Source organism: Mesorhizobium sp. P170090 (assembly GCF_057786115.1).
The window spans coordinates 943916-970439 of sequence record NZ_JBYNWH010000001.1; the positions used below are offsets into that span (position 1 = coordinate 943916).

The window sequence follows — 26524 nt, forward strand, 5'->3', positions numbered from 1 at the left end:
GATGCTTAAGCGTGACCCCGGAAATCGGGGGTGATTTCCGGGGTCACACATGAGGGCGCCAGGCGGGGGGGTCCGGCGCGCTCAATGGCCTCCGCCACCGCTGCCCGCGGGCGGCGCCGGCTTGGCGATGACCAGGGTGAAGACCGCCATGGTCGCGAACAGCACGGTCAGCATGGTGAACACATCCATGAACGACAGCAGCGACGCCTGCTGCTGGACCATGCCCGACAGTTTGGAGATCGCGGCCTTGGTGGCGTCGAGACCAGGCGTCTGCTGGAAGTCGAGCGTCATGTTCTGCAGCTTGGTCTGCGCCGCCGCACTGCCCCATTCCACATGCTCGGCCAGCCTGGCGTAGTGGAAGGCGCTGCGATCGATCAGCACGGTGTTGATGACGGCAAGGCCGACCGCACCGCCGAGGTTGCGGGTCAGGTTGAACAGGCCCGACGCGTTCTTCAGCCGGTCCGGCGGCAAGGTGCCGAGCGCAATGTTGTTGATCGGCACCATGCACAGCATCATCGAGCTGCCGCGCAGGATCTGCGGGATCAGCAATTCCCAGAAATCCCAGTCGGCGGTCAGATGCGTCATCCACCATGTGCCGGCAGCGAAGCCGAACAGCCCGATCATCATCATGATGCGCAAATCCATCTTGCTCGACAGGATGCCGGAAATCGGCGCAGTGACGAACATCGCCAGGCCGCTGACGAACAAGGCTTCGCCGATCATCATGGAATCGTAGCCGCGGATGCGCCCGAGGAACACCGGGTAGAGATAGGTCAGACCGTACAGGCCGATGCCGATGACGAAAGAGAACAGCGAACCGAAGGCGAAATTGACGTTGGTGAAGGCCCTGAGATCGACGATCGGCTCCTCGGCGGTGAAGGCACGCCAGAAGAACAGCGCCGCACCGACAACCATGATGATGGCGCAGATGAACACGGCCTGTTCCTGCAGCCAGTCATGGTTCGGACCTTCCTCGAGCACATATTCCATGCAGCCGAGAAACGCCGCCATGCCGGCAAGGCCCCACCAGTCGAACTTGCTGAACAGGCCGAGATTGGGCTTGTCGAAATCGATCAGGGTCCAGGTCGTGACCGTCACCAGAATGCCTGGAATGACATTGATGAGGAACAGCCAGTGCCACGACATGGCATGGCTGATATAGCCGCCGACGGTCGGGCCGATGGTCGGCGCCAGCGTCGCCACCAGGCCGATCATCGGCGACACCATGGCGCGGCGCGACGGCGGGAAGATGGTGAAGGCGGCGGCGAAAACGCTCGGGATCATGCCGCCGCCGATAAAGCCCTGGATGGCTCGGTAGACGATCATCTGGTCGATGTTGGTGGCGGTCGCGGCCAGCGCGCTGGCCGCCGTGAAGCCGGCCGCGGCGCCTGCAAACAGCACGCGCGTCGACAGCATCCGGCTGAGGAAGCCCGACAGCGGGATCATCACCACCTCGGCGATCAGATAGGCGGTCTGCACCCATGGAATTTCATCGGAACTGGCGCTGAGGCCGGCCTGGATCTCGGCCAGCGAGGCTGAGACGATCTGGATGTCGAGGATCGCCATGAACATGCCGAACACCATCGCCAGGAAGGCGATGAGGCGGCGCGTCGAGATGGTCGTCGGCACCGCCGGCATGGCAGGCGCCGGCGCCGCTCCTGCGGTTATGGTTGCGGTTGCCATGGCGTTGCTCCCGGCTTTCGCTCAGTTCGCCGTAGCCGGAGCCGTGCGGCTGTCGACGGCGACGACCACGCTCAGGCCGGCGCGCAGCCTGCCTGCCTTCAGCACATCGGCCGGAACGTCGATGCGAACCGGGATGCGCTGCACCACCTTGGTGAAGTTGCCGGTGGCATTTTCCGGCGGCAGCAGCGAGAACACCGCACCCGAAGCCGGCGCCAGCGACGACACCGTGCCTTCGAAATCATGGCCGTCCGTGGCGTCGACCGAGACCCGCACCTTCTCGCCGGGCACCAGCTTGGCCAGCTGCGTCTCCTTGAAGTTGGCAACGATGTAGAGCTTGTCCAGCGGCACCACGACGGCGAGCTTCTGGCCCGGGCTGACGAGGTCGCCCTGCTCGACCGAGCGGTTGCCGACGACGCCGTCATAAGGCGCCTTGAGCACGGTGAAGGACAGATCGCGCGCGGCCTTGTCGCGGTTCAGCCGCAGCGAAGCCAGCGTGCTGGCCGATTCGGCGCGCTGCGCTTCGAACACGCCGATATTGGCCTGTGCGGCTGCAATCTGCGCGTCGGCGCCGACGAGGGCCGCATTGGCCTGGTCGAGAGCGGTCTGGGCATCGTCCAGTTGCGCCTGTGTGCCGACATGCGTCTTGACCAGTTGCGCGGCGCGCTGCTGGGCGCGAGCGGCGTTGTCGGCTGCCGCCTGGTCGGCGACCTTCTGCGCCTGCGCCTGTTGCAGCGAAGCTTGCGCCGCCTTGGTCTGCGCGTCGATACGGTCGAGCGTCTTGGCCAGCGTGGCGATCTGCGCCTCCGCCTGGGCAACGGCTATTCTGTAGTCGCCGTCGTCGATCGTCAGCAGCGGATCGCCGGCCTTGACCTGCTGGTTCTCCGAGACCTTGACTTGATCGACATAGCCGGAAATCTTCGGCGAGACGAACGACATGTCGGCCTGGACATAGGCATCGTCGGTCGAGATCAGGAACCGGCCGTCGGTCCAGTAATTATAGCCATACCAGGCGCCGGCGCTGAGCAGAGCGAGGCCGATGATCGGCAGCATGAACGAGCGAGCCGACCGCTTCTTCTTGGCCGGCACCTCGGCCAAAACTTCGGCGGCAGGCTTGATGGGCGCTTCCGGCGCTTCGATAACCGGCGAGACCTTGGCGTTGGGAAAGGGGCGGACTTCGGCGGTGGTTGGCGTGTTCGAGGACATGATATCTCGCTACCGTAGCTACATAAGGAAAATGTGTTATACTGAACCGTTCGGTTCGATGCGAACGTTGACATAGCGCTAAAGCAGGCCCATATCAAGAGCAATCGAACCGCTCGGTTCGAATTATTTCGCGAGGTGTGACTTTAATGGCCGACACGTTACCCGACGTCGAAAATGATCCGTGCGATGTGCTGGATAGTGCGCGTCGCGGCCGCCCGGCGGCGGGCCAGGATCCGGTCAAGCGCAGCCAGATTATCGAGGGCGCGCGGCGCGTGTTCATCGACAAGGGCTTCGAAGCGGCGTCGATGAACGACATTACCCGCGAGGCCGGCGTCTCCAAGGGCACGATCTATGTCTACTTCGCCAACAAGGAAGAGCTGTTCGAGGCGCTGATCGAGGAAGAGCGCGGCACCATCTTCAAGAACATGTACGACATGCTCGACCGCGCCGACGATCTGCGCCAGACGCTGGTGAAGTTCGGCAAGGTGCTGTCGATGAAGATCACCTCGGCCAAGGTCATCCAGGCGCAACGCACCGTGATCGGCGCCTCCGACAGGATACCGGACATGGGCGCGCGGTTTTACGAACGCGGCCCCAAACGCGGCCACGACAAGGTGGTCAAGTTCCTCAATGCAGCCATAGAACGCGGCCTGCTCAAGATCGATGATGTCGATCTTGCCGCCTATCAATTCACCGAACTGTGCCTCGCCGGCCTGTTTCGCCAGTGCATCTTCGCCTACCGCACCAAGGCGCCGAGCCAGGATGAAATCGACCACATCGTGCGGTCGGGCGTCAGCCTGTTCCTGAAGTCCTACGGCACCGAAAAGCTTGCCGAGGAAGAAAGCCACCAGATGATCGCGCTCGAGGCGAAGTCCAAGGCAAAGGCCTAGTTAGCCAAAGGTCTTTTTTCGCAACTCCGGACGGAAAACCGCTTCACACTTTTCCCGGAGTTGCTTTTAACCGCCATTGGCCGCCAGCACGATCGCCGCGCGCAGTTCGTCCAGACCCTCGCCCTTTTCCGACGACGTGGCGAGCACGAACGGAAACGCCGCCGGCCGCTTCTTGATCTTCAGTAATGTCTCTTCGATCAGCTGCGGCACGCCGGCGGCCTTGATCTTGTCGGTCTTGGTCAGCACGATCTGGTAGGACACCGCCGCCTTGTCGAGCAGCGACAGCACTTCGTCGTCCTTGGCTTTGATGCCATGGCGGGAATCGATCAGCACATAGACCCGCTTCAGCGTCACGCGGCCCTTGAGATAGTCGAAGACCAGCTTGGTCCAATCGTCCACCTTTTCCTTCGGCGCGCTGGCATAGCCGTAGCCCGGCATGTCGACCAGCGCCATTGGCGGCAAGTCGGTGCCTTCGCCGGAAAACCCGCCCGGCACGAAATAGTTGAGCTCCTGCGTGCGCCCCGGCGTGTTGGAGGTGCGCGCCAGCCCGTTATGGCCGACCAGCGCATTGATCAGCGACGACTTGCCGACATTGGAGCGGCCGGCAAAGGCGATCTCCGGCGGCCCCTCCGGCGGCAGGAACTTCATCGCCGGCACGCCGCGGATGAAGATCCACCCCTTGGTGAACAGGTCGGTTCCGATGACGGTGTTGCCCAGCGCGTTCAAATCGCTGCCTCCAGCCTGGAAATATCGGCGCCCCGAATGGCGTTGAGGTTGCGGCCGATCTTGTCCACCGGCCAGTTCCACCACGCCACGGAAAGCAGCCGCCTGACCGTCCTGTCGTCGAAACGCATCTTCACCACCTTTGCCGCATTGCCGGCGACGATCGCATAGGCCGGCACGTCATGCGTCACCACCGATTTCGCCGCCACGATGGCGCCATTGCCGACCGACACGCCGGGCATGATCACCGCATCCATGCCGATCCATACATCATTGCCGACCACCGTGTCGCCGCGCAGTTCCTGCGACCACGTCTTCGGGTCGAAGCCTTGCTCCCAGCCATGGCCGAAAATGTTGAACGGATAGGTGGAAAAGCCGGACATGGCATGGTTGGCGCCGTTCATGATGAAGCGCGCGCCCTCGGCGATGGCGCAGAACTTGCCGATGATCAGCTTGTCGCCGATGAAGGGATAATGATGCAGCACGCACCGCTCGGCGAATTTGTCCGGTCCGTCAGGATCGTCATAGTAGGTGAACTCGCCGATCTCGATATTCGGCGCGGTGACCAGGGGCTTGAGGAAGCCGACGCGGGGGTGCATCGGGATCGGGTGTTTGATGTCTGGGTTGGGTCCGTCCATGGCGAGATCCGTCGAGAGTGGCGCAAATTAAAGCCGCCATTCGAGATGGCGTGATCCGCCCTATAGCACCAATCGCCCGATGAGCGAGCCCTGCTGGGCTTCGATGTTCAGTTCGTGCCGCGGCAGATCACGATCAGGTCGACCGCCGCCGTCGGCTAAGGCGCCCTGAAACAAAAAAAACGGGGCCCTGCGAAGGACAAGCAGGACCCCGGTGGTGTCGAAGACGGCTTCAAAAGAATGGCACCTCCTCGTGAGGTGGGGAAGGCAGACCGAGAAAGCCCGTCGCAGCCCGCCGTCATTCCCCGTTGCGTAAAGCCGTTACTTCGGCAACAGCACCTTGTTGACGACGTGGATGACGCCGTTCGACTGGTTGACGTCGGCGACCGTTACCTTGGCGGCGCCGCCGGATTCGTCGACGATATAAAGCGCGCCTTTTTTTACCTCGGCGATCAGCGTGTCGCCGCTGACGGTCTTCATTTCATACTTGCCACCCATCGCCTTGGCCTTGGTCATCATATCCTTGGCCGAGATCTTGCCGGCCACGACATGGGCGGTCAGGATCTTGGTCAGCTTGTCCTTATTTTCGGGCTTCACCAGCGTGGCGACGGTGCCGGCCGGCAGTTTCTTGAAGGCGGAATCGGTCGGCGCAAACACCGTGAAGGGTCCCGCGCTTTCCAGCGTGTCGACCAGGCCGGCGGCCTTGACGGCGGCAACCAGCGTCTTGTGGATCGGCGAGTTGAGGGCGTTCTCGACGATGTTCTTCGAGGTCAGCATCGCAGCGCCGCCAACGGCGGGATTGGCGAGCGTATAGGCCGTCGTAGCTGCGAGGCCCGATAGAGCCAGGCCGGCGGAAAAGCAGAATGCCTTGAGGATGGACTTTGCCATTGGAGAACCCTTCTGGTGCGACAATTGTTGATTCGATTGTCGGGAAGAGTTACGCGGCGATTGCGGGAAAGTTTCGGTGCAGAGTAAAAAAGGATAATGATAACAAATATTTAAAGACGAATGCCCATTCCACGCGCCGCATCCCCGCGATGGACATGACGGGGTCACGGATCAAAAACAGCGGTCTTCGGATTAGAGCTGATCGGTGTTGATCGGCCTTGGCGGTACAAGCAGCAGCCACGCCGGTTGCACGCCGCAAGTTTCGCGCCTCACGGGAACGTGATGCGCGCCTCGTCCACAAAAACACCGGACGAGCCGGGGCTTTGATTGCCACGCTGTTTATTCAGCTGGCGAGGGTTTCTTTCGGAACAATGCCGTCAGATTGTCCCACAATTCGATCTTGGCGCCCTGGCGCTTCATGATCACGCCCTGCTGCAGGATCGACAGCGTGTTGTTCCAGGCCCAGTAGATGACGAGGCCGGCCGGGAAGCTGCCCATCATGAAGGTGAAGATCACCGGCATCCAGGTGAAGATCTGCGCCTGCGTCGGATCCGGCGGCGTCGGGTTCATGCGCATCTGCAGGAACATGGTGATGCCCATGACCACCGCCCAGGCGCCCATATGCGGCAGGAATGCCGGCGGCGCGAAGGGCAGCAGGCCGAACAGGTTGAAGACCGAGGTCGGATCGGGCGCGGCCAGATCCTGGACCCAGCCGAAGAACGGCGCGTGCCGCATCTCGATGGTGATGTAGAGCACCTTGTAGAGCGAGAAGAACACCGGGATCTGCAGCGCCACCGGCCAGCAGCCGGCGAGCGGATTGATCTTCTCGGTCTTGTACAGCTCCATCATCGCCTGTTGCTGCTTCATCTTGTCGTCCGCGTATTTCTCGCGGATCTCGAGCATCTTGGGCTGCACCTTCTTCATGTTCGCCATCGACGCATAGGATTTGTTGGCGAGCGGGAAGAAGAGGGTTTTGACGACGACGGTGGTGGCAAGGATGGCCAGACCGAAATTGCCGAAGAATTTGTACAGCGTGTCGATCAGGTAGAACATCGGCTTGGTGATCCAGATGAACCATCCCCAATCGATCAGCCGGTCGAACAGCCTGATCTGGCGATCCTGGGCGTAGGCGTTGATCTTGTTGACTTCCTTGGCGCCGGCGAAGATCTCGGTCTCGACCGTCGCCGACTGGCCGGCGGCAATGGTGATCGGGTCGGTGAGGAAGTCCGACTGGTAGCGCGGGCGGCCATTGTCGTAATAGGCATAGTGCGGCTGGAAGGGCTGCTTCTCGGTCGGCACCAGGGTGACCGCCCAATATTTGTCGGTGATGCCAAGCCAGCCATCGGTCGATTTGCTCGGCGTATAGAGCTTGTTCTTCTCGATGTCGGCGTATTTGTGCTCCTGCAGGCCTTCGGTTCCCGTGACGCCGATCAGGCCTTCATGCAGCACATAGGAGCTGGCGACGGCCGGCTTGTCGAAACGGATGACGCGGCCGTAATTGGACAGCGTGACGGGGGTCGAGCCTGAATTCTGCACCGCATCGGAAACGGTGAACATGTAGTCGCCGTCGACGGAGATCGTGCGCTTGAAGGTCAGGCCCTTGTCGTTGGTGAAGGTCAGCGTCACTGGCGTCGCCGGCGTCAGCGTCGCATTGCCGTCGACGCTCCAGACCGTTTCCGGGCCCGGCACAGTGCCGGTCGTGTCGCTGCCGACAAAGCCGATCTCGGCATAATAGCCGGTGGGCAGCGCCTGCGGATTGAGCAGCTGGATCTGCGGCGATGTCTTGTCGACCGTCTCGGTGTAGTGCTTGAGCTTTAGGTCGTCGAGGCGGGCGCCGGTGAGGTTGATCGAGCCCGACAGGCTCGGCGTGTCGATGTTGACGCGGGCCGTCTTGGCCACTTCCTGCGCGCGGCCTTCCGGCGTCGTGACATAGGTGCCGGGCGCGTTTGGAATGGCGCCGGGCGCCGCGGGCGCCGGCGTGCCGCCGGGATTGGCGGCCTCGGCCGCCTTCTTCTGCTCCGCCGCCCGCTGCTCTTCGATGCGGGCCGCCTCGCGCTGCTGTTCGCTCCGCGGCAGCACATAGAAATATTGCCACAGCCCGAGGATCAGCACCGACAAGACGATGGTGATGTAGAAGTTCCGGTTATTTTCCATCGAAAGCCCTTGGCCTATCGTGTTCCGCTGAGACGGCGGGAGAGTTCGGCCTTCAAGTGGCCGAACGGAATGGTGAGCACGTCTTCACGCCCGACAATGACATAGTCATTGCCGGGCGCCATGTCACTTGCGGCATGGGTGCGCACGGCTTCTTTCAGCCGCCGCCTGACGCGGTTGCGCACAACCGCATTGCCGACCTTCTTGGTGACGGTGAAGCCGACGCGCGGCGGCAGACCGTCTTTGCGGTCGAGAACTTCAACGAGAAAAAGCCGCCCGCGCCGCTTTTCACCGCGGCGGACGGCCAGGAATTCCGCACGTTTCAGAAGCCGCTTGGGGTTTGGTCCCACTGGCTTGCCGGTTGCGGGCAACGATCTCGTCTTCCGTTCAGGCGCTGAGCCGCTTGCGGCCGCGGTTGCGGCGAGCTGCGACGACGCCGCGACCACCCTTGGTGGCCATGCGAGCACGGAAACCGTGCCGGCGTTTGCGGACGAGTTTGGACGGTTGGTAGGTACGCTTCATTTGTTTTAATACCGCGGGGTGCGGCCCTTCTTGATTCTGTCACTGTGTAACAGGAGCTTTGCCGGGCCGGCATTGGCGCGATCGAAACCGCGCCGGGACGAATGGCCCGAGCGTGAGCGGCTTATAGAAAGAAGGGTTTTGGGAGTCAATCCAGCGCGAACTATGAGTTCGTCGCAGCGCGAACGCCAGTTCGTCGCAGTGCGAACTGCCAGTTCGTCACGACGCGACACCCCGTTCGTCGCGGCGCGAACACCCAGTTCGAGGCTATCTTTATTGCTGGCACCATCGTCCAACGAAGGATGAAATTGGCAAAAAAGCCGCAATCACCTAATCTCAACCGATCAAGCGTTTGTGAAGACAGGCCTTAATGAGCGAAGTTGCATCAGCGGATGAAGGGAGCGGCCCGGCGACAGCCGATGCCAGCCCGGCGACCGTTCGCCCGGTTGCGAGCCGTTCGGTGCCCAATCGTTCAGTGCCCTTGGCGCGCGGCCTGTCGACCAAGCTGCTCTTGCTCACCATTGTCTTCGTGCTCCTGGCCGAAGTCCTCATTTTCCTGCCCTGGATCGCCAGCTACCGCCTGGCCTGGCTGAAGGAGCGGCTAAGCACCGCTGCCGCGGTGTCGATCGTGCTGGTGCAGGGCGAGCCCAATTCGCTCTCCCGCGCCGCCCAGAACGACGTGCTGATGGCAATCGGCGCCAAGGCGATCGCGGTGCGCGACGGCGGCGTATCGCGCCTGCTGGTGGTGGCCGAGATGCCGCCGCAGGTCGACGAGCATATCGACATCGCCAATGTCGGCATGATCAAGGGCATGACCGGGGCGCTGGATACGCTGTTCTTCGGCGGCAAGCGCATGCTGCGGGTGTTCGGCCCCGTCGGCGACAGCGACAAGGAATTCGAGCTGATCATGCCCGACTATTCCCTGCGCAACGCCATGCTGCGCTATTCGCGCAACGTCGCCTTCGTCTCGCTGCTGATCTCGCTGTTCACCGCAATGCTGGTCTATGCCGCGATCGACCTGATCATGATCGGCCCGATCCGCACCATGACGCGCTCGATGCTGTCCTTTTCCGAGGCGCCCGACGATCCAGGGCGCATCATCCACCCGGCCGCCCGTGCCGACGAGATCGGCGTTGCGGAGCGCGAACTGTCGCAGATGCAGGAACGGCTGCAAAAGATGCTGTCGGAGCAGAAGCACCTTGCCGACCTTGGCCTCGCCGTCTCCAAGATCAACCACGACATGCGCAACATCCTGGCCTCGGCGCAGCTGATGTCGGACCGCCTGCGCCTGGTCAAGGACCCGACGGTGCAGGCCTTCGCGCCAAAGCTGTTGCGCGCGCTCGACCGAGCCGTCTCCTATTCCGAAGGCGTGCTCCACTATGGCCGCACGCAGGAGCCGGCGCCCTCACGCCGCCGCTTGCGGCTGCGCCAGCTGGTCGACGACGTCCACGGCCTGCTCGACATCGAAGATGGCATCGAGTTCGTCAATGCCGTCGAGCTCGCCTTCGAGGTCGATGCCGATTCCGACCAGCTGTTTCGCGTGCTCACCAATCTGTGTCGCAACGCGGTCCAGGCGATGGCGGCCGACGCCGAGAGCGCGCTGGTGCGCCGGCTCGCCGTATCGGCCGAGCGCATAGGCAGCGTAAGCCGCATCATTGTCACCGACACCGGTCCCGGCCTGCCGGCGAAGGCGCGAGAAAACCTGTTCGCGGCGTTTCGCGGCTCGGCCCGCAGCGGCGGCACCGGCCTTGGCCTGGCCATCGCGCATGAACTGATCCGCGCCCATGGCGGCACGGTGGAGCTGGTCGAATTGATCGGCGGACGCACCACCTTCGCCGTCACCATCCCCGACCAGCCGGTCCGCCTCGACCAGGCCCGCAGCGGCCTGCGCCGCCCGGCCTGAGCTGTATTTGATATTCAGCCGAAGCCGGACTTAGCTGAATCTCAGCACCCCTTGATCGGACCGTCGAAGCAGCTGCGACAAAACTTTTGCCGGATTGGCTTGCTTTTCGGAAATTCAGTCGCTAGGGAACACGTCTTGTCGCGGCCGGTCGTCAGGATCGGTTAGCGGGGCTATGTAAAGCATGGCCTGTTGCGCGCCCGTAGCTCAGCTGGATAGAGCACCAGACTACGAATCTGGGGGTCAGGAGTTCGAATCTCTTCGGGCGCGCCATTTCCGCCGAAACTGTGATTTCCTGCGATCCGCTAGCCGGTCTTGGCCTCACATATGAAGAGCAGGTCGCGGAACAGGTTGCCGAGCACCGCCTCATTCGAGTGCTGGGGAACTGGACGCCGCCTATTCCAGGCTTCTTCATGTATTACCCCAGTCGCCAGCATCAGCCTGCCGCACTAACTGCGCCAATCAACGCGCTGCGGTGTTCTTGAAATGGGCCGGTATGCGGCGACCGTTATTCCGCCTATCCCGGATCGGCCTCGCACCAGCCAGATACCGCATATTGTCGAACGGCTCTGCCTGGTTGCTGTCCGGGCTCCACATGTGGCGGTGGGTCTCCGTCAGATTGCCGAGATAGACATGCAGTGCGCCCGAGCGGGCGCTGCCGGTGTTGGCGACCGCATGCACCGTATCCGGGTTCATATGCACCACCGCGGGCGCCGCGATGTCGTGGCGTTCCGGCGCATCGATCTCGCTGCCGTCGACGGGATAGATGAAGTTGGTCTCGCTGCCCTTGTAGATGCCGATCAGCGCATCCATCAGATGGTTGTGCGGCGGGTACTGCAGGCCGGGCGACAGCGTGATGTGGTAGATGGTCAAGTCAGGGCTGGCATGCAGCAGCACCTCATCGTCGTCTTCCTCATGCGCGAGCACGCCTGATGCATGGAAGCGATCGGTGTGTTCGCGCAGCACCGCCTTGACCCGTTCGAATGCATGAGCACCTTTGGCTGCGTTGACGATATCGGCGGTTACGGCGTAGAGAGGCGAGTTGGCGGCAAGAGACATTTGTCGTCATCTCCATTGGCAAGCTCAACCAATACAACTGAGATGCTCAGGCTAGCGAATGCCGGCAGACCCGTCAACCGGATGGTCGAACGGGCAAGCAGACTACGCGGGCAGACCACGCGGGCAGACCACACGGGCAGGCAGATATGGCTCCTCCGAAATCAGTGTCACCGTCCGCCGTCAAGGCGCCGTCGACCGCCGACATATTGCGCAGCGAGGAAGCTTATGAGCAGCTGAAGAGCGACATCGTCGCCTGCGTCCTGCAACCCGGCGAAAGCCTGACCGAAAAGCAGATCGGCGACCGCTACCAGATCAGAAAGGCGACGATCCGCTCGGCTTTGGCCCGCCTGACGCAGGAAGGGCTGATCAAGAGCGAGCCGCGCCGCGGCTATGTCATCGCACCGCTTAGCCTGCGCGACGTCAACGAGATCTTCGACCTCCGCAGCCTGATCGAACCGGAAGTGTTCCGGGTGGCCGCGGCAAACCTCACCGAACGCGGGCTCGACGACATCAGGCTGGCGGCGCAGAAGGTGCTGAAGCCGGAGACGCTGCGCAGCCATGTCGCCTTTCTGGCGGCCGACCGCGCCTTTCGCCTGGCCCTGGCCGAACTCTCCGGCAATCTGCGGCTGGTTCGCCTGCTCGACCAAACGCTCGACCAGTCGGAGCGTGTCCTCCATCTCGGCTTCAAATCGCGCGACTTCACGCAAGCGATCATCGGCCAGCAGAAGGAGTTGGTGCTTGCCTGCGAGCTGGCCGAAGTCTCGGCCATCGCAAAGCTTGCCCGCTCGCAGTGCCTGTCGCTCAAGAAGCAGGTGCTCGAGGCCTTGCTCGCCGGCTCCAAGCTGCAGGACGCCAATTTGCAAAGCTTCGCCTGAGGCGCGAAGCCCGCGCTCTCTGGCCGATGCTTACTCGTCGATGAAGCGGATGTCCGCATCGGCAAGGCAATAGGGCGCGTAGCGGAAATCGCGGATATGGCTGACCTTTCCATCCTGCCAGTCGACCAGCATGAAGCCGCGCACGGCGTCATCTCCCGCTTGCGGGCTGCGGATCAGGATGGCCGGCCTGCCGTCGACGAAGCCGAGCGACAGCGCCCAATCCTGGACACGGTCGTAATTGCCGAAATAGTTGGAAACCTGCGCCTTGCCGCGCATGCGGGTGCGATTGACGACTTCAAGCTGGATGTCCTCGGCGATCAACGCGCGCACGGCGTCGAAGTCGCGCGCGTTGAACAGGTCGACATAGCGGCGCAGGCGCCGCTCGTCACCGGCGTCGAGTTTTGGGGCAGGCGCCTGCTCGTCCTGTGACGCCAGTAGGCGCAGCTGCGACCGCCCGCGATGCAGCGCTGCCTTGGTCGCGGCCAGCGTCGCGCCGGACACTTCGCAGGTTTCGTGCAGGCTGAGGCCAAGCACGTCGACAAGGATCACGGCGCTGCGCTGCACTGTTGCCAGCTGCATGAAGCTTCGCAGGCTGGCGGCGGTGGCGAGCCTCGCATCGGCGCTTGCGGAGGGGTCTTCGATCGTCGTCATGTCGGTCTCGCTCATGCGCGCCTGCTCCCGCTGGCGCCGGCGCAGATAATCCTGCGCGGCATTGTGGGCTATGCGGAACAGCCATTGCTCCGGACGCCCAACGGTGGCGTCGCCGTCGATGGCCTGCAGTGCCTTGATCAGTGTCTCCTGGACGATGTCCTCGCCATCGATCACCGAGCCGGCCATGCGGGCGCAGTAGCGGTGCAGCTTCGGTCGCAAGGCGCCGAGCATCGCCTCCAGGGCAACGCGGTCGAGTTTTGCTGTGTTCATCCTGTCCGTTCCCAAAATGCCGGTCTTTGCATTCAAGCCGGCACGACCTCGCCGGCCAGCATACGATAATTGCCGACGATCTTTGCCGGCGATCTGGCAAGCGGCGTCGAGCGGCGCCCGGCATGATCGGCGCTGAAGGCCTTGAAGGCTGCGAGCCCCGTCAGGCCGTCGCCATCCTGGCTGACAAGATGGATGAACTCGCCATTCTCCAGTTCCAGGACGAGGTAGCGCACGGATTGCGGCTTCGTGTCGTCGAGTGCCTCGAACACCTGTGCAACCAGCATACGGTTCTCGGCGATGCTTTCGTCCTTCACGCCGTAGCGGATGAGATTGTAGCCCATTGTCGTCTCCTGTTTTTCAACTCTGCACGGAGAAGACGTTTCGCGGCCTCGAAAAGATTCGTCGCCCGGCGAATCTTTTCGATCGTCCGGATCGTCTTTCCCGTCGACGGCTGCGCGGCAGCCGTCCAGGAGCAGGAGAGACCCATCATGCACATCCAGTTTGCCGAATTGCCGGTGTTCGACCAGGACCGCGCCAAGGCCTTCTACACCGGACATCTTGCTTGCCAGGTGGCGGAGGACCAGCTGATGGGCGACAGCGGCTGGCGCTGGATCGAGCTGACATTTCCCGGCGCCGTCACCAATTTGCATTTCGTCAAACGCCCCGATGACACGCCGGGCACTGAGCCCGTGCTGGTGCTCGTTGATGGCGATGTCGAGGCAACGGTCGCGGGCCTGAAGGCGCGCGGCGTCGAAATCATCACCGAGCCGCAGGAAGCGCCTTGGCAGCCGGGCCGCACGGTCGCCGAATTCCGCGACAGCGAGGGCAACCTCATGGTTGTGACCGGCAAATGATCGGACCCGGCGCAAACCCGAACTTTGACATGAGAACAACAGGAGAGATGGACATGACCCCCCAAACGTCGACGCTGAAAGTACCGGGCGCCAGCCTCTATTATGAGATGCGCGGTTCCGGCCCCGTACTGTTGATAATCCCCGGCGGACCGCAGGATGCCGGCGTCTTCGCCGATGTCGCGGGCTACCTCGCCGACCGCTACACGGTGGTCGCCTATGATCCGCGCGGCAATTCGCGCAGCACCTTCGACGGAGAGCCGCAAGAGCAGGACCTCGATGTCCATGGCGACGATGCCGCGCGATTGATCGAGGCGCTTGGCGCCGGACCGGCCTATGTGTTCGGCACCAGCGGCGGCGCCCAGATCGGGCTCAACCTCGCCGCCCGCCATCCCGGCCGGGTTCGTGCGCTGGTGGCGCATGAGCCGCCCAGCATGATGCTGCTCGACGACCCGTCGCCGTCACTGGCCGGCATGCGCGACCTGCACGACACCTATCGCAGCCAGGGCGTCGAGGCGGCGATGCAGAAATTCTTCAGCGAGAACGGCCTGTCGGAAGGGCCGGACCAGGGTGAAGCCGGACCGCACGAGCCGCAAGACGGACCGCCTTCGTTCGAACCGTCGCCCGAAGAGGCCGAGACCTTTGCCAGGGTCAGCGGCAATTTCGAATACTGGCTGGCGCATGGCGTCATGCCGCTGTCGCTCTACCATCCTGATATCGAGGCGTTGCGCGGCCGCCCGGTCGTGGTCGGCATCGGCGAAGAGTCCATTGGCCAGCCGATCGACGGCATGGGCAAGGCGCTGGCCGACAGGCTCGGCAGCAAGCGCGCCGCCTTCCCCGGCGACCATATGGGCTTTGCGCCCTATCCCGATCGCTTCGCCGAGACCTTGCACCTGACGCTCAGAGGCGCGTGAGATCGTCAGTCCAATAGGAAAGGAGCGTCCGCATGCACAATGCGGACGCCCTTCTCCCATGAAATTACCGGCTAAGATTGGTGTATCAGACGGCCTCCCAGCCTTCCTTGCCGCCGGCGCGGAAGATGGCGTCGATGACCTTCTGGTTGAGCACGGACTCCTCCAGCGTGAAGACACGCTCCTTGCCGCCCTGTGCCGCCCTGGCAAACGTCTCGACCTCGCGCCGGTATTGCTGGGTGCCGGGAAAGCGGAACACCTGCGCCTCCGTATGGTTCTGGTTGTGCAGTTCGATGCGGTGATGGTCGTAGAGCCCGGCATTGAACGGCGAGAACACCTCGATGAAACCCTTCTCCCCGTGAAACACCATCACCTGCCGCGCCGCCATCTGCGTCGAGAGGTAGAAGGACAGTTCGAAGTCGCCGAAATCGACGCGGATCGAGGAGTAGATGTCGGTGCCGAATTTTTTGTCGCGCTCGATCGTCGCCTGCACGCGGAGCGGCTCCTTGCCGGTTGAAAACCGCGTCGACACCGTCGGATAGACGCCGATATCAGGCAGCGCGCCGCCGCCGAGATCGAGCTGGTTGCGCATGTTGGTGGGATCGACATTGTAATAGGAGAAGGCGCCCTGCACATGGCGCAGCCGGCCGATGGCGCCATCGGCGATGAGATCGCGCACCTTGATCCATTGCGGGTGGTAGATGACCATGAAGGCCTCGCAGACCAGCACCTTCTTCTGGTCGCGCAGCTTGATCAGCGGCGCGATGTCCTTGGCGTCGAGCGCCAGCGGCTTTTCCACCAGCACATGTTTTCCCGCTTCGATGGCCTTGGCCGTCCATTCGACATGCTGCGATGTCGGCAGCGGGATGTAGACGCCGTCGACGTCTTTCGAAGCCAGCAGCTCCTCATAGGAGCCAAAGGCATGCCTGGCGCCGAACCGCTCGCCCAGGGCCTCGGCCTTCGACAGGTCGCGGCTGGCGATCGCGGACAAAACGCCATTCTCGGCCTCGACGATTGCCGGCAACAATTGCTCGCGGCCGATCTTGGCCGTCGACAAAACACCCCATCGGAACATCAGGCTTCTCCTATCGATTTACAGGCGAGGAGGTTTGCCCGAAATTGCGGGAAAAGCCAATGCGGATCGCTGGTCCTGCTAGCCTCGCTTGCCCGTCAGCGTCATGTCGAAATCGACAATATTCGAATAGATCGGCGTGCCGACATCCATGCCGTAGCGGGAGCGCAGCACCTTGCCGGTGACGTGGAATTTAATGACGCCGCCCTTCAGCCCGCCGAGCTCGGCAGTGAACTTTTCCGCAAACGTCTTGCCGCGCGCCGTCAGCCGGCCGCTGACCAGCGCCGTGGTGTCGCTGGTTCGGGTTACGCTGGTCGAGCGGAACTGGATTTCGGGGCTGTTGGCGGCGTCGAACACCGCATCGGAGCGCAGGAAGGCGTCGATGCGGCCCTGGCCGGTGCCGACGCTTTCGGGATAGATGGTGAAGTTGACCGCGGAACGGCCGACATCGCTGTTGTCGATGCGGATGGAGCCCTTGAAGCGGCCAAAGGCGCCGTCGAGGCCGCCGCCACCGACCTTGCCGATGGAGAAGCGAATGCTGGAGCTGGCCGGGTTGACCGTGTAGCTGCCGGCGGCGTCGCCGAGGTCCACAGCGGCGGAGACAGGCATGGCAAGGCAAGCGGCAACAGCCGCCAATCCGAAGATGCGCGCATACATGGGTTTTGTCCTTCTGGGGCAGGCGAAGTGTTGCGCCCTCACTCCAATGAACGAATGCGCGGCGCGCGCTATTCCATGTCCTGATCTGACGAAGGCGTGATCATGCGCGTGAGCACGCTGTCGCGCAGCCAGAAATGATGCCGCAGCGCCGCCAGCGCATGCAGCGCAACCAAGGCAATGCCGGCATAGGCGAGATACCAGTGTGCTAGCGCCCAGAAGTTTTCCGCCTCGTCGGACACGCCGAGCGGCAGGTTCGGCATCACGAAAAGGTTGAACGGCATGCTGGGGATCTCCAGCATCGACACCGAAACCAGTGCCCAGCCGGACAGCGGCACCGCGAGCTGGAAGCCATAAAGTGCCAGATGCGCCAGCGGCGCCGTCCGACGCTCCAGGCCTCCGACCGAGGCCGGCAAGGCCGGGGCCGCATTGCCGAGCCGCCAGGCAATGCGCAGGATGAGGAGGCCGAGCAGCAGGAAGCCGAAGGATTTGTGCAGCTGGATCAGCTCGAAGGCGGTGCGCTGGCTGGTCAACCGCACCATGATGAAGCCGAGCATGAACTGGCCGATGAACAGGATGCCGATCAGCCAGTGGAGGACGATCGCCGCCCAGCCGTAGCGGGTTGAGTTGTTGGTGATGAATGCCGGCATGGTTGGTGAACGAATGGCAGCTGGGCTTTCTTCCACCCTCCCCCTTGTGGGGAGGGTCGGCGCGAAGCGACGGGGTGGGGGGTAGCGCCCTACGAAGACCCCCACCCCGATCCGCTACGCGGATCGACCCTCCCCACAAGGGGGAGGTGGCTAAGCACCGACCTTGAAGAAATCCACAAACGCCCGCAGCGCCGGGCGCATCTGGCGGCGGCTGGGGTAGTAGACGAAGAAACCGTCGAAGGGCGGACACCAGTCTTCCAGCACGCGGATCAAGCGGCCGTCGGCGAGCGGCGCGCGCACATAATCGTCGAAGACGAAGGCGAGCCCAGCGCCGTCGACCGCCGTCTGGGCGATCAGATGGTCTTCGTCGAGGATCAGCGGCCCTTGCGCCGCGATCTCGATCTCTTCGCCTTCCTTCTCGAATTCCCAGCGGTAAAGAATGCCGCTGGAAAAACGGAAGCGGATGCAGCGGTGGTCGGCAAGATCGCGCGGATGACGAGGTCTTGGCATGGTCGCGAAATAGGATGGCGCGCCGACCACGGCGCCGCGAAGGTCCGGTCCGATGCGCACCGCGATCATGTCGCGCTGCAGGCTCTCACCGAGCCGCACGCCGGCATCGAAGCCGCCTTCGACGACGTCGGTGAAGCGATCCTCGATGACGATTTCCAGCACGATGTCGGGATAGGCCGCGGCAAAGCCGCCGAGCCTGGGCGTCAATGCCAGGTGGGCCGCGGTGCGCGGCACGGTCAGCCGCAGGTTGCCGGCCGGCCGGTCGCGCGCCTCAATCGCCGTTTCCAGCGCCAGATCGATCTCGGACAGCGCCGGCCGCAGCCGTTCGAGCAACTGCGCGCCCTCTTCCGTTGGCGCTACGCTGCGGGTGCTGCGCGCCAAAAGCCGCACGCCGAGCCGCGCCTCCAGGCTGGAAACGGCATGGCTCACTGCCGAGGGCGCGATGGCCAGTTCGCGCGCCGCGCCACGAAAACTGCCGCATTGGGCGACTGTTGCCAGTACAGCCAGTTGAGAAAGATGCGCTCGGTTCATTGCTCTTTTTATAGAACAGCCCGTGCGAATGACAGCCGATTATCGAACGTAAAGCCAGGCGCTATCTCCCTTTCATCGCAACAAGGAGACGCGCCATGAAAACCCGCAAACTTGGTACTGAACTCGAAGTCTTCCCCGTCGGCCTCGGCTGCATGGGCATGAGCTTCGCCTATGGCGGTCAGGCAGAGGTTGACGCAATCGCCACGCTGCGCCGCGCTGTCGAGATCGGCGTGACGTTTTTCGACACCGCCGAAGTCTATGGTCCCTTTGAGAACGAGATCCTTCTCGGCAAGGCGTTGAAGCCGGTGCGCGACAGGGTGACGATCGCCACCAAATTCGGCTTCAAGATTTCAGAGGAAGGCTCAGGCCTCGAACGCATGGTCGGCGTCGACAGCCGCCCGGAGCACGTCAAGGCGGTGGCGGAAGCCTCGCTGAAGCGGCTCGATACCGATGTTATCGACCTCTACTACCAGCACCGCGTCGATCCCGACGTGCCGATAGAGGACACGGTCGGTGCCATGGCCGAGCTGGTGCGCGATGGCAAGGTGCGGGGGCTGGGCCTGTCGGAGGTCAGTGCCGCCACCATCCGCCGGGCGCACGCCGTGCATCCGATCGCTGCCGTGCAGAGTGAGTACTCGCTGTGGAGCCGCGACCCCGAAGACGAAGTGTTCGATGTCTGCCGCGAACTCGGCATCGGCTTCGTCCCCTACAGCCCGCTCGGTCGCGGCCTGCTCACCGGCACCATCGCCAAGCCCGAGGCCCTCAGCGACGACGACTGGCGCCGCACCTTGCCGCGTTTCCAGGCCGACGCCATGGCGGCAAACGCCAAGGTCATTGCGACGCTGGAAAAGCTGGCGGTGGAAAAAGGCGTCACATCGGCACAGCTGGCGCTGGCTTGGGTGCTGCACCAGGGCGACTTCATCGTGCCGATCCCCGGCGCAAGAAAGATACGCCATCTCGAGCAGAACACGGCGGCGGCCGGGATCGAGCTGAGCGCGGCCGAGGTGGCGGCGATTGGCGACGCGCTGTCGCCGGATAAGGTGGTGGGTAAGCGCTATACGGAGGAACTGTTGGCGCTGGTGAATGGGTGAGTGCCTTTACCCTCCCCCTTGTGGGGAGGGTCGATCCGCGAAGCGGATCGGGGTGGGGGTCCTCGTGAGGCGCACCCCCACCCCGTCTCTCTGTCTCCGCCTCGCTGCGACAGCGAGCCGACCCTCCCCACAACGGGGAGGGTAAGTCTCACCAAGGCACCACCGTAATCTCCGGCCAGCACGCCTTCGCCCTCGCCCCCTTGGCCTCATGCGTGCGCCTGTTATCCATCAGCCGGTTGGGCGTGATGCGAAACGCGAAGAGGTCATCCAGCCCGAACGGCGCCACGACCTCAAGCTGCCCGTCGGCATCGTATCGCACCCCGACCGCATGCGTCTTCGAAGCAAAATAGCTCACCGACTCGCTGGAACTCGTATAGCGCGGGCAGGGCTGGCCGAATTTCTGCGGATACCACAGATGCACCCGTGCCTGGTTGCGCACCTCGGCCGGCAGAGCCAGCCCCTCGAAATGCTGCGCGGCCCGGCGGATGACCGCGTCCTCGGCCTCGTAGGACAGGTCGCTGTCATCGAAGTAGAAGAGATCGACATCCTTGATGCCGTAGCCCGGCGGCTTGCCGGTCAGGTGGTTCCAGATGCTGTTGTAAAGCGCGCCGGACACCACCAGCCAGTCCGGCAACGCCAGCGTGCGGGCCCGCTCCAGCGCGTCGCTGACGAGCGCATCCGCCAACACGATGGCGAGAAACGCTCCGCGCTGGGCTTCGAACGGCAGACCGGAATAGCGCAGATGGTCCATCGCCCTTTGGAGAGCGATTCGCAACTGCCGGCAATCCTCAGAAGCAATTCCAGGAAAAGTGTGTAGCGGTTTTACTGGGAAAGCGCGCCGCGCTTTCCCTAAGACGCGCTTTCCCTAAGAATTGCGTGAAGTCGAAATACGTAGGGCGGCGTTAGCCGCTCTACGTTCTCAGCATGCCGCCCGTTTGCTTGCCAACATTGTCGACGATGCGCTTGGCCAGCGCCTCGAAATCCTCGTCGGTGAGCGTCTTTTCAACCGGCTGGATAGATACTTCGATGGCAATCGACTTCTTGGCGGTCCCGAGAGATGCCCCCTCGAACACATCGAACACCGAAACGCCGGTGACCAGCTTCTTGTCGGCGGCGAGCGCCGCGCGCACCAGCGCGCCGGCCTCCACCGTCTTGTCGACGACGAAAGCAAAGTCGCGCTTCACCGCCTGGAAGGCGGACAGCTCCAGCTTTGGCTTGGTTTTCGTCGGCTTGGCCTTCGGCTCGGGCACGGCGTCGATATAGACCTCGAAACCGCAGATCGGTCCGGAAACGTCCAACCCCTCCAGCGTCTTCGGGTGGAACTCGCCGAAGGTGCCGAGCACCGTCTTCGGGCCGAGCTTGATCGTGCCGGAGCGGCCGGGATGATACCAGGCCGGACCGCCTGGCTCGATCTGCAGCCTGTCGACCGGCGCGCCGCAGGCTTCCAGCGCCGCAATCGCGTCGGCCTTGGCGTCGAACACGCCGACCGGGCCGGAATTGCCCGCCCAACTGCGGCCGGAGCCGTCGAGCTTGGCGGTGCCGCGGCGCACGCCGGCGGCAACGCGCCGCTGCTGGTCGGGGCCGTCGCCCTCATAGGTGCCCGAAACCTCGAAGAGCGCCACATCGCCAATGCCCTTGTCGGCATTGCGCTGCGCGGCGACGATCAGGCCGGGCAACAGCGAGGGCCGCATATCGGACATGTCGGCTGCAATCGGATTGGCGAGCTTCAGCGCCGTCTGGCCACCGCCGAACAGTTCGGCGTGCCTGGCCGGGATGAACGACCAGGTGACGGCTTCCATCATGCCGCGCACGGCGAGCGAGCGCTTGGCGGTGCGGGTGCGGACCTGCAGCGTGGTCAGGATCTTGGAATTGACCGCATCATGCGCGCCCAGCGGTTGCGGTGCGATGTTGTCGACACCGTGGATGCGCATGACTTCCTCGACCAGGTCGGCCTTGCCGTCGACATCCGGGCGCCAGGACGGCACCGCTACATCGACGACATCGCCCGAGCCCTGCGGCTTGAAGCCGAGGCGCGACAGGATGTCGAGGCTCTCCGCCCTGGGCACCTCGATGCCGGTCAGCCGCTTCACTTCCGAAAGCGGGAAGGAAACGGTCTTCGGCGTATGGCCGGCGTAGCCGACGACCTCGATTTCCGTCGGCTCGCCGCCGCAGAACTCCAGCACAAGCTTTGTCGCCAGCTCGACGCCGGGCACCATGAATTCTGGGTCGACGCCACGCTCGAAACGGTAACGGGCATCGGTGATGATGCCGAGCGTACGGCCAGTGCGGGCCGTGGTGATCGGATCCCAAAGAGCGGATTCGATCAGCACGTCCGTGGTGCTCTCGTCGCAGCCGGAATGCTCGCCGCCCATGACACCGGCGATCGATTCGACGCCATTATCATCGGCGATCACGCACATCTGCGGCGTCAGCGTGTATTCGCGCCCGTCGAGCGCCAGCACCTTCTCGCCGTCGCGTGCGCGGCGCACGACGAGATTGCCGGCGACCTTCTTGGCATCGAACACATGCAGCGGCCGGCCACGGTCGAAGGTGACGTAGTTGGTGATGTCGACCAGCGCGCTGATCGGGCGCAAGCCGATGGCGATCAGCCTTTGCTGCAGCCATTTCGGCGACGGCCCGTTCTTCACGCCTTTCACCAGGCGCAGCGCGAAACCGGGGCAGAGCTCCGGCGCCTCGATGGTCACCTTGACCGGCGTTTCACCTTTGCCAAGGACCGCTTCGACCGGCGCGGTCTTGAGCCGGCCAAGCCCGCTTGCCGCCAGGTCCCGGGCGACGCCGTAAATGCTGGTCGCATCCGGCCGGTTCGGCGTCAGATTGATCTCGATCACCGGATCGTCGAGATGCGCGTAAGCCGCGAAGCTGGTGCCGACAGGCGCATCGGCCGGCAGGTCGATAATGCCATTGTGCTCATCCGACAGCTCCAGCTCGCGCTCGGAACACATCATGCCATGGCTCTCGACGCCGCGGATCTTGCCGACGGTCAGCGTCACGTCGATACCGGGCACATAGGCGCCGGGCGCGGCGAAGGCGCCGATCAGGCCGGCGCGGGCATTCGGCGCACCGCACACCACCTGGACAGGGGCTGCGCCATTGCCGGTGTCGACGGTCAGCACCCGCAGCCGGTCGGCGTCGGGATGCTGCACCGCCGTCAGCACCTTGGCGATGACGAACGGCTTCAGGCCGGCCTTGTCGTCGACATGCTCGACTTCGAGGCCGATCGAGGTCAGCCTCTCGACGATCTCGTCGAGCGTGGCGTCGGTGTCGAGATGATCCTTGAGCCAGGAAAGGGTGAGTTTCATCACTATGTTCCGTTTTGTCTGTACCCGCCCGGACCTTGTCCATCGGGTCTGGGCACGCTTGTCTTCAAATGGCGCGGCAAGTCGTCGGGCATATGCACGAAGGGCAGCTGCTCGCGCACATAGGCATGGTGCGTCGGCCGGAAATAGGCCGGCATGTCCATGGCGCCCAGCATGAAATAGATGTGGTCTTCCAGCCGCTCGTCGACATAGGCGATAGGCGAGCCGCAAATGCCGCAGAACGAGCGCGTCACCGGCCCGTTCTCGTACATCTTCAGCGCCTTGCCGGTGAAAGCCACCTGCTCGGTCAGGAAGCCGACAAAGGCCGACACCGGCGCGCCGCTGGCGCGCCGGCAATCGCCGCAATGGCAATAGCTGATATGGTGCGGTTCGACTGATGCCTCGAACCGTACCGCGCCGCAGCGGCAGCCACCCGTGTGCGGCGCCGTCATGCGGAAAGACCTCCGAACAGCGTCGGCATGTCGAGCGGCCTGAAACCGTAATGCGACAGCCAGCGCACATCGGCGTCGAAGAAGGCGCGCAGGTCCGGCATGCCGTATTTCAGCATGGCGATGCGGTCGATGCCCATGCCCCAGGCAAAGCCCTGATATTCGTCGGGATCGAGCCCGCCGGCGCGCAGCACATTGGGGTGGACCATGCCGCAGCCGAGGATCTCCATCCAGTCGGAGCCTTCGCCGAATCGCACTTCGCCGGGCCGCGAGCGGTCGCACTGGATGTCGACCTCGAGGCTGGGCTCGGTGAACGGGAAAAAGGACGGCCGGAAGCGCATCTTGACCTGCGGCACCTCGAAGAAAGCCTTGCAGAATTCTTCCAGCACCCACTTCATGTTGGCGACATTGGCCGATTTGTCGATCACCAGCCCCTCGACCTGATGGAACATCGGCGAGTGTGTAGCGTCGGAATCCTGCCGGTAGGTCTTGCCGGGAATGACGATGCGGATCGGCGGCTTCTGCTTCTCCATGGTGCGGATCTGTACCGGCGAGGTGTGCGTGCGCAACAGCTTGCGCTCGCCCTTTTCGTCCGGCTGGAAAAAGAAGGTATCGTGCATCTCGCGCGCCGGATGCCCTTCGGGGAAATTCAGCGCGGTGAAATTGTAATAGTCGCTCTCGACATCGGGACCTTCTGCGATGGCAAAGCCGAGATCGCCGAAGATCGCCGCGATCTCGTCGATGACCTGGCTGATCGGATGGATGCGGCCGCGCTCGGCCGGCGATTGCCGCACCGGCAGCGTCACGTCGACCGTCTCGGCGGCAAGGCGCGCCGTGACCGCCACATCCTTCAGCTCGACCTTGCGTGTCGTCAGCGCTTCGGTGACGCGGTTCTTCAGGCCGTTGATCGCGGGGCCCTTGACCTGGCGCTCCTCGGCGCTCATCGCGCCCAGTGTCTTCAGCAATTCCGAGATCGACCCCTTTTTGCCGAGAGCCGCGACGCGCACGGCTTCGATAGCAGCCTCATCGGCGGCCGACGCGACGTCGGCCATCAGGGAGTTTTCGAGAGTATCCAAGCCGGTAGCTATGTCGTTCACGGTCAAACTCGCTGTGTTGGGAGTCAACTTTGAGGTGAAAGTCACTTTCAAGTTGAAAGTTCAGCCATAAGAAAAACCCGCGCCAGCCGTGCCAGCGCGGGTTCCCCAATCAGAATTGCGAATGCTGGGAAGCGCTGGGCTCGGAGCCCGATCCCGAAAAGTTGCAGACTTTTCGGAAAGATCGCGCTCCTCGCTAAATTTCCCTGAGCATGATGTTGTCCAAAAAGTCAGCAACTTTTTGGCATCATGCTCTAGGCGACAGCGCTTTCAAAAGCATTCGGGGTGGTGTTCTTCAGATATTCGAGCGCGACCTTGGCCTTGGCCACGAGTGCGGCGAACGCCTGCGGTTCATGGATGGCCATGTCGGACAGGATCTTGCGATCGATCTCGATACCGGACTTGTTGAGGCCGTCGATGAAGCGGCCATAGGTCAGGCCATGCTCGTGCGTCGCGGCGTTGATGCGCTGGATCCACAGCGCGCGGAACGAGCGCTTGCGGTTCTTGCGGTCGCGATACGCATACTGCATCGACTTTTCGACCGCCTGCTTGGCGATGCGAATGGTGTTCTTGCGGCGGCCGTAGAAGCCTTTCGCGGCTTTCAGGACCTTCTTGTGCTTGGCGTGCGAGGTGACGCCTCTTTTTACGCGTGCCATGTCATGATCTCCTTAAACGCTGTTCCTGAAACCGAATGCTCAGAGGCCGTTCGGCAGAAAATTCTTGATGACCTTCTTGCCATCCGGTTCAGCCAGAACCATCGTGCCGCGGGCATTTCGAATGAACTTGTTGGAACGCTTGATCATGCCGTGACGCTTGCCGGCCGCAGCCGACAGGACTTTACCCGTACCTGTGATCTTGAACCGCTTCTTGGCGGCCGATTTGGTCTTCATCTTGGGCATTTTGCTACTCCGTATTGGTGGCGCACAATCGCGCTTCTTGTTCGCTTCGGGCGGACCAAAAGCCCGAAAAGCAAATGAAACCGCCACGGCATGCCCTGCCGGGCGGTTTTCTTGGAACGGCGGTCCTATACTTCAAAGCGGGCTGGCGCGCAACACCCGAGCGGCTGCGACGCTCTGTCTTAATTCACGGTGCAAGCCTGGGCTCCGATAGGTGGGTCGAGATTCAGGTCAGGCCGAGCCGAAAACGGCTGATGCCGAGAACCGGAGCGGAGCGTACTTAAGTACGTGAACACCGGAAGCGCAGGGATCGGCCGTTTGCAGGTCGGCCTCACCTGAATATCAGCCTACCTAGGGGAGCCTGAACAGCACCGGGAGTATACCCGATTGCTGGGCGCCATCGATGGTCTCGAACACCGGCAACGCCACCAGAAACACCAGCCCGTCGAGCAAGGTGGTCAGCAAGAGGCGCGGCTTGAAGCTGCCGGTGTCGCCTTCCTGGTAGAGCGACAGCTGGGGGAAGAAACGCGGCACCCGCGCCAGATAGGCTGTGTAGGGCGCGCCGAGAACCTCCTTGAGATACCTTTCCTCGCGCAGGATGACGATGTGGAAGGCGCCGGCGCACAACAGCGCAAACAGGACGATGCCGGAGAACGAGCCGATCTGCGCCCCGACGCCGGCGGCGGCAACGGTCGAGAACACGTAGAGAGGATTGCGGGTGATCGAATAGGGTCCGCCGGTGACCACTTCGGAGGATTTGCGCCCCCCGATATAGAGTGTCGACCACAAGCGGCCGACGACGCCAAGGAAGATCAGCAGCACGCCGACCATCTCGATCGTTTCATGCACCGGGGTATCGGGCGGGAAGGTCGACTGGCCGAACAGCAGTGCCGCAAACAGCACCACCACCAGCACCGCAAGCACCATGCGGCGCATGTGCTGGTAGCCGCCCAGCTCCTTGATGGGCGCAGGGTTGATTTCATTGGCCATGTCGGGAATCCGATCGTCGAGAAGCTTTGCCGGCGATCGCGGCGTCTGGACAGGAGAATTG

General features: G+C 63.1%; 28 protein-coding genes and 1 tRNA gene. 7 read left to right on the plus strand and 22 right to left on the minus strand.

Going from position 1 to position 26524, the window contains the following annotated elements:
• Positions 1 to 81 precede the first annotated feature (81 nt).
• Together AC3EML_RS04745 and AC3EML_RS04750 are read right to left on the minus strand one after the other, a co-directional pair.
• A complete protein-coding gene (locus AC3EML_RS04745) occupies positions 82 to 1683 on the minus strand; it encodes a DHA2 family efflux MFS transporter permease subunit (protein WP_023732748.1) in 1602 nt (533 codons plus the stop codon).
• Between the two features lie 21 nt (positions 1684 to 1704).
• Positions 1705 to 2886 (minus strand): HlyD family secretion protein, encoded by a 1182-nt coding sequence (locus tag AC3EML_RS04750; RefSeq protein WP_023732747.1) that lies wholly within the window; start codon positions 2884 to 2886, stop codon positions 1705 to 1707.
• A gap of 146 nt (positions 2887 to 3032) precedes the next feature.
• Between AC3EML_RS04750 and AC3EML_RS04755 the strand changes: the two genes are divergently transcribed.
• On the plus strand, positions 3033 to 3776 hold the full coding sequence (locus AC3EML_RS04755; RefSeq protein WP_023681357.1) for a TetR/AcrR family transcriptional regulator: 744 nt from the start codon (positions 3033 to 3035) through the stop codon (positions 3774 to 3776).
• A gap of 66 nt (positions 3777 to 3842) precedes the next feature.
• Here AC3EML_RS04755 and yihA read toward each other — a convergent pair whose 3' ends face one another.
• The 6 genes from yihA to rpmH all read right to left on the minus strand — a co-directional run bounded on the left by yihA (position 3843) and on the right by rpmH (position 8695).
• Positions 3843 to 4502 (minus strand): ribosome biogenesis GTP-binding protein YihA/YsxC, encoded by a 660-nt coding sequence (gene yihA, locus AC3EML_RS04760; protein WP_023673242.1) that lies wholly within the window; start codon positions 4500 to 4502, stop codon positions 3843 to 3845.
• Positions 4499 to 5137 carry a CatB-related O-acetyltransferase gene (locus AC3EML_RS04765; protein ID WP_023732746.1) on the minus strand — a complete coding sequence of 213 codons (639 nt, stop codon included), beginning with the start codon at positions 5135 to 5137 and terminating at the stop codon, positions 4499 to 4501. The genes yihA and AC3EML_RS04765 overlap by 4 nt, the downstream gene beginning before the upstream one ends.
• Before the next feature lie 318 nt (positions 5138 to 5455).
• Positions 5456 to 6022 carry a fasciclin domain-containing protein gene (locus tag AC3EML_RS04770; RefSeq protein WP_023673244.1) on the minus strand — a complete coding sequence of 189 codons (567 nt, stop codon included), beginning with the start codon at positions 6020 to 6022 and terminating at the stop codon, positions 5456 to 5458.
• Between the two features lie 339 nt (positions 6023 to 6361).
• Positions 6362 to 8176: a membrane protein insertase YidC gene (yidC, locus tag AC3EML_RS04775; RefSeq protein WP_023681359.1), complete on the minus strand. Its 1815-nt coding sequence runs from the start codon at positions 8174 to 8176 to the stop codon at positions 6362 to 6364.
• 14 nt (positions 8177 to 8190) lie between these two features.
• Complete coding sequence (gene rnpA, locus AC3EML_RS04780) at positions 8191 to 8544, minus strand: ribonuclease P protein component (protein ID WP_023681360.1); 354 nt, start codon at positions 8542 to 8544, stop codon at positions 8191 to 8193.
• Positions 8545 to 8560: 16 nt separating this feature from the next.
• Complete coding sequence (gene rpmH / locus AC3EML_RS04785) at positions 8561 to 8695, minus strand: 50S ribosomal protein L34 (RefSeq protein WP_008833937.1); 135 nt, start codon at positions 8693 to 8695, stop codon at positions 8561 to 8563.
• 367 nt (positions 8696 to 9062) lie between these two features.
• On the opposite strand from rpmH, the gene AC3EML_RS04790 reads away from it, so the two are divergent.
• Together AC3EML_RS04790 and AC3EML_RS04795 are read left to right on the plus strand one after the other, a co-directional pair.
• Entirely contained in the window at positions 9063 to 10595 is a 1533-nt protein-coding gene (locus AC3EML_RS04790; protein WP_460221919.1) for an ATP-binding protein, read from the plus strand.
• Positions 10596 to 10788: 193 nt separating this feature from the next.
• Positions 10789 to 10865 (plus strand) — tRNA-Arg (locus AC3EML_RS04795).
• A 189-nt stretch (positions 10866 to 11054) separates the two neighbouring features.
• Here the strand turns inward: AC3EML_RS04795 and AC3EML_RS04800 are convergent.
• Positions 11055 to 11651 (minus strand): autotransporter, encoded by a 597-nt coding sequence (locus AC3EML_RS04800; protein ID WP_352520653.1) that lies wholly within the window; start codon positions 11649 to 11651, stop codon positions 11055 to 11057.
• Positions 11652 to 11797: 146 nt separating this feature from the next.
• Here AC3EML_RS04800 and AC3EML_RS04805 point away from each other — a divergent pair, with 146 nt between their 5' ends.
• Complete coding sequence (locus AC3EML_RS04805; protein ID WP_031202946.1) at positions 11798 to 12526, plus strand: GntR family transcriptional regulator; 729 nt, start codon at positions 11798 to 11800, stop codon at positions 12524 to 12526.
• 30 nt (positions 12527 to 12556) lie between these two features.
• Here the strand turns inward: AC3EML_RS04805 and AC3EML_RS04810 are convergent, their stop codons facing one another.
• Both AC3EML_RS04810 and AC3EML_RS04815 read right to left on the minus strand, forming a co-directional pair.
• Positions 12557 to 13447: a sigma-70 family RNA polymerase sigma factor gene (locus tag AC3EML_RS04810; protein WP_352520652.1), complete on the minus strand. Its 891-nt coding sequence runs from the start codon at positions 13445 to 13447 to the stop codon at positions 12557 to 12559.
• Positions 13448 to 13479: 32 nt separating this feature from the next.
• Positions 13480 to 13788, minus strand: coding sequence for a hypothetical protein (locus AC3EML_RS04815; RefSeq protein WP_023681378.1), 309 nt, complete (start codon positions 13786 to 13788; stop codon positions 13480 to 13482).
• 147 nt (positions 13789 to 13935) lie between these two features.
• Between AC3EML_RS04815 and AC3EML_RS04820 the strand changes: the two genes are divergently transcribed.
• Positions 13936 to 14301, plus strand: a complete 366-nt coding sequence (locus tag AC3EML_RS04820) for a VOC family protein (protein ID WP_352520651.1) — start codon at positions 13936 to 13938, stop codon at positions 14299 to 14301.
• 53 nt (positions 14302 to 14354) lie between these two features.
• The gene (locus AC3EML_RS04825; RefSeq protein WP_352520650.1) at positions 14355 to 15212 is read left to right on the plus strand and encodes an alpha/beta hydrolase; all 858 of its coding nucleotides are present in this window, start codon (positions 14355 to 14357) and stop codon (positions 15210 to 15212) included.
• 85 nt (positions 15213 to 15297) lie between these two features.
• On the opposite strand, the gene AC3EML_RS04830 is transcribed toward AC3EML_RS04825, so the two are convergent.
• The 4 genes from AC3EML_RS04830 to AC3EML_RS04845 form a co-directional block, all read right to left on the minus strand.
• The gene (locus AC3EML_RS04830) at positions 15298 to 16284 is read right to left on the minus strand and encodes a Gfo/Idh/MocA family protein (RefSeq protein ID WP_352520649.1); all 987 of its coding nucleotides are present in this window, start codon (positions 16282 to 16284) and stop codon (positions 15298 to 15300) included.
• 78 nt (positions 16285 to 16362) lie between these two features.
• Positions 16363 to 16938, minus strand: coding sequence for a YceI family protein (locus AC3EML_RS04835; RefSeq protein WP_352520648.1), 576 nt, complete (start codon positions 16936 to 16938; stop codon positions 16363 to 16365).
• 68 nt (positions 16939 to 17006) lie between these two features.
• A complete protein-coding gene (locus AC3EML_RS04840; protein ID WP_352520647.1) occupies positions 17007 to 17585 on the minus strand; it encodes a cytochrome b in 579 nt (192 codons plus the stop codon).
• Between the two features lie 150 nt (positions 17586 to 17735).
• Positions 17736 to 18626, minus strand: coding sequence for a LysR family transcriptional regulator (locus AC3EML_RS04845; RefSeq protein WP_352520646.1), 891 nt, complete (start codon positions 18624 to 18626; stop codon positions 17736 to 17738).
• Positions 18627 to 18721: 95 nt separating this feature from the next.
• Between AC3EML_RS04845 and AC3EML_RS04850 the strand changes: the two genes are divergently transcribed.
• Positions 18722 to 19717, plus strand: a complete 996-nt coding sequence (locus tag AC3EML_RS04850) for an aldo/keto reductase (protein ID WP_352520645.1) — start codon at positions 18722 to 18724, stop codon at positions 19715 to 19717.
• Positions 19718 to 19865: 148 nt separating this feature from the next.
• Here the strand turns inward: AC3EML_RS04850 and AC3EML_RS04855 are convergent, their stop codons facing one another.
• The 7 genes from AC3EML_RS04855 to AC3EML_RS04885 all read right to left on the minus strand — a co-directional run bounded on the left by AC3EML_RS04855 (position 19866) and on the right by AC3EML_RS04885 (position 26463).
• On the minus strand, positions 19866 to 20468 hold the full coding sequence (locus tag AC3EML_RS04855; protein ID WP_352520644.1) for a nucleotidyltransferase family protein: 603 nt from the start codon (positions 20466 to 20468) through the stop codon (positions 19866 to 19868).
• Positions 20469 to 20628: 160 nt separating this feature from the next.
• Positions 20629 to 23037: a phenylalanine--tRNA ligase subunit beta gene (gene pheT, locus AC3EML_RS04860; RefSeq protein ID WP_352520643.1), complete on the minus strand. Its 2409-nt coding sequence runs from the start codon at positions 23035 to 23037 to the stop codon at positions 20629 to 20631.
• 2 nt (positions 23038 to 23039) lie between these two features.
• Complete coding sequence (locus tag AC3EML_RS04865) at positions 23040 to 23486, minus strand: GFA family protein (protein ID WP_023696009.1); 447 nt, start codon at positions 23484 to 23486, stop codon at positions 23040 to 23042.
• On the minus strand, positions 23483 to 24535 hold the full coding sequence (gene pheS / locus AC3EML_RS04870; RefSeq protein ID WP_032885996.1) for a phenylalanine--tRNA ligase subunit alpha: 1053 nt from the start codon (positions 24533 to 24535) through the stop codon (positions 23483 to 23485). The genes AC3EML_RS04865 and pheS overlap by 4 nt, the downstream gene beginning before the upstream one ends.
• A 296-nt stretch (positions 24536 to 24831) precedes the next feature.
• Complete coding sequence (gene rplT / locus AC3EML_RS04875; protein ID WP_023672281.1) at positions 24832 to 25233, minus strand: 50S ribosomal protein L20; 402 nt, start codon at positions 25231 to 25233, stop codon at positions 24832 to 24834.
• Positions 25234 to 25272: 39 nt separating this feature from the next.
• Positions 25273 to 25476: a 50S ribosomal protein L35 gene (gene rpmI, locus AC3EML_RS04880; protein ID WP_006201248.1), complete on the minus strand. Its 204-nt coding sequence runs from the start codon at positions 25474 to 25476 to the stop codon at positions 25273 to 25275.
• A gap of 348 nt (positions 25477 to 25824) precedes the next feature.
• Positions 25825 to 26463 carry a methyltransferase family protein gene (locus AC3EML_RS04885; protein WP_023681388.1) on the minus strand — a complete coding sequence of 213 codons (639 nt, stop codon included), beginning with the start codon at positions 26461 to 26463 and terminating at the stop codon, positions 25825 to 25827.
• Between the last annotated feature and the right edge of the window lie 61 nt (positions 26464 to 26524).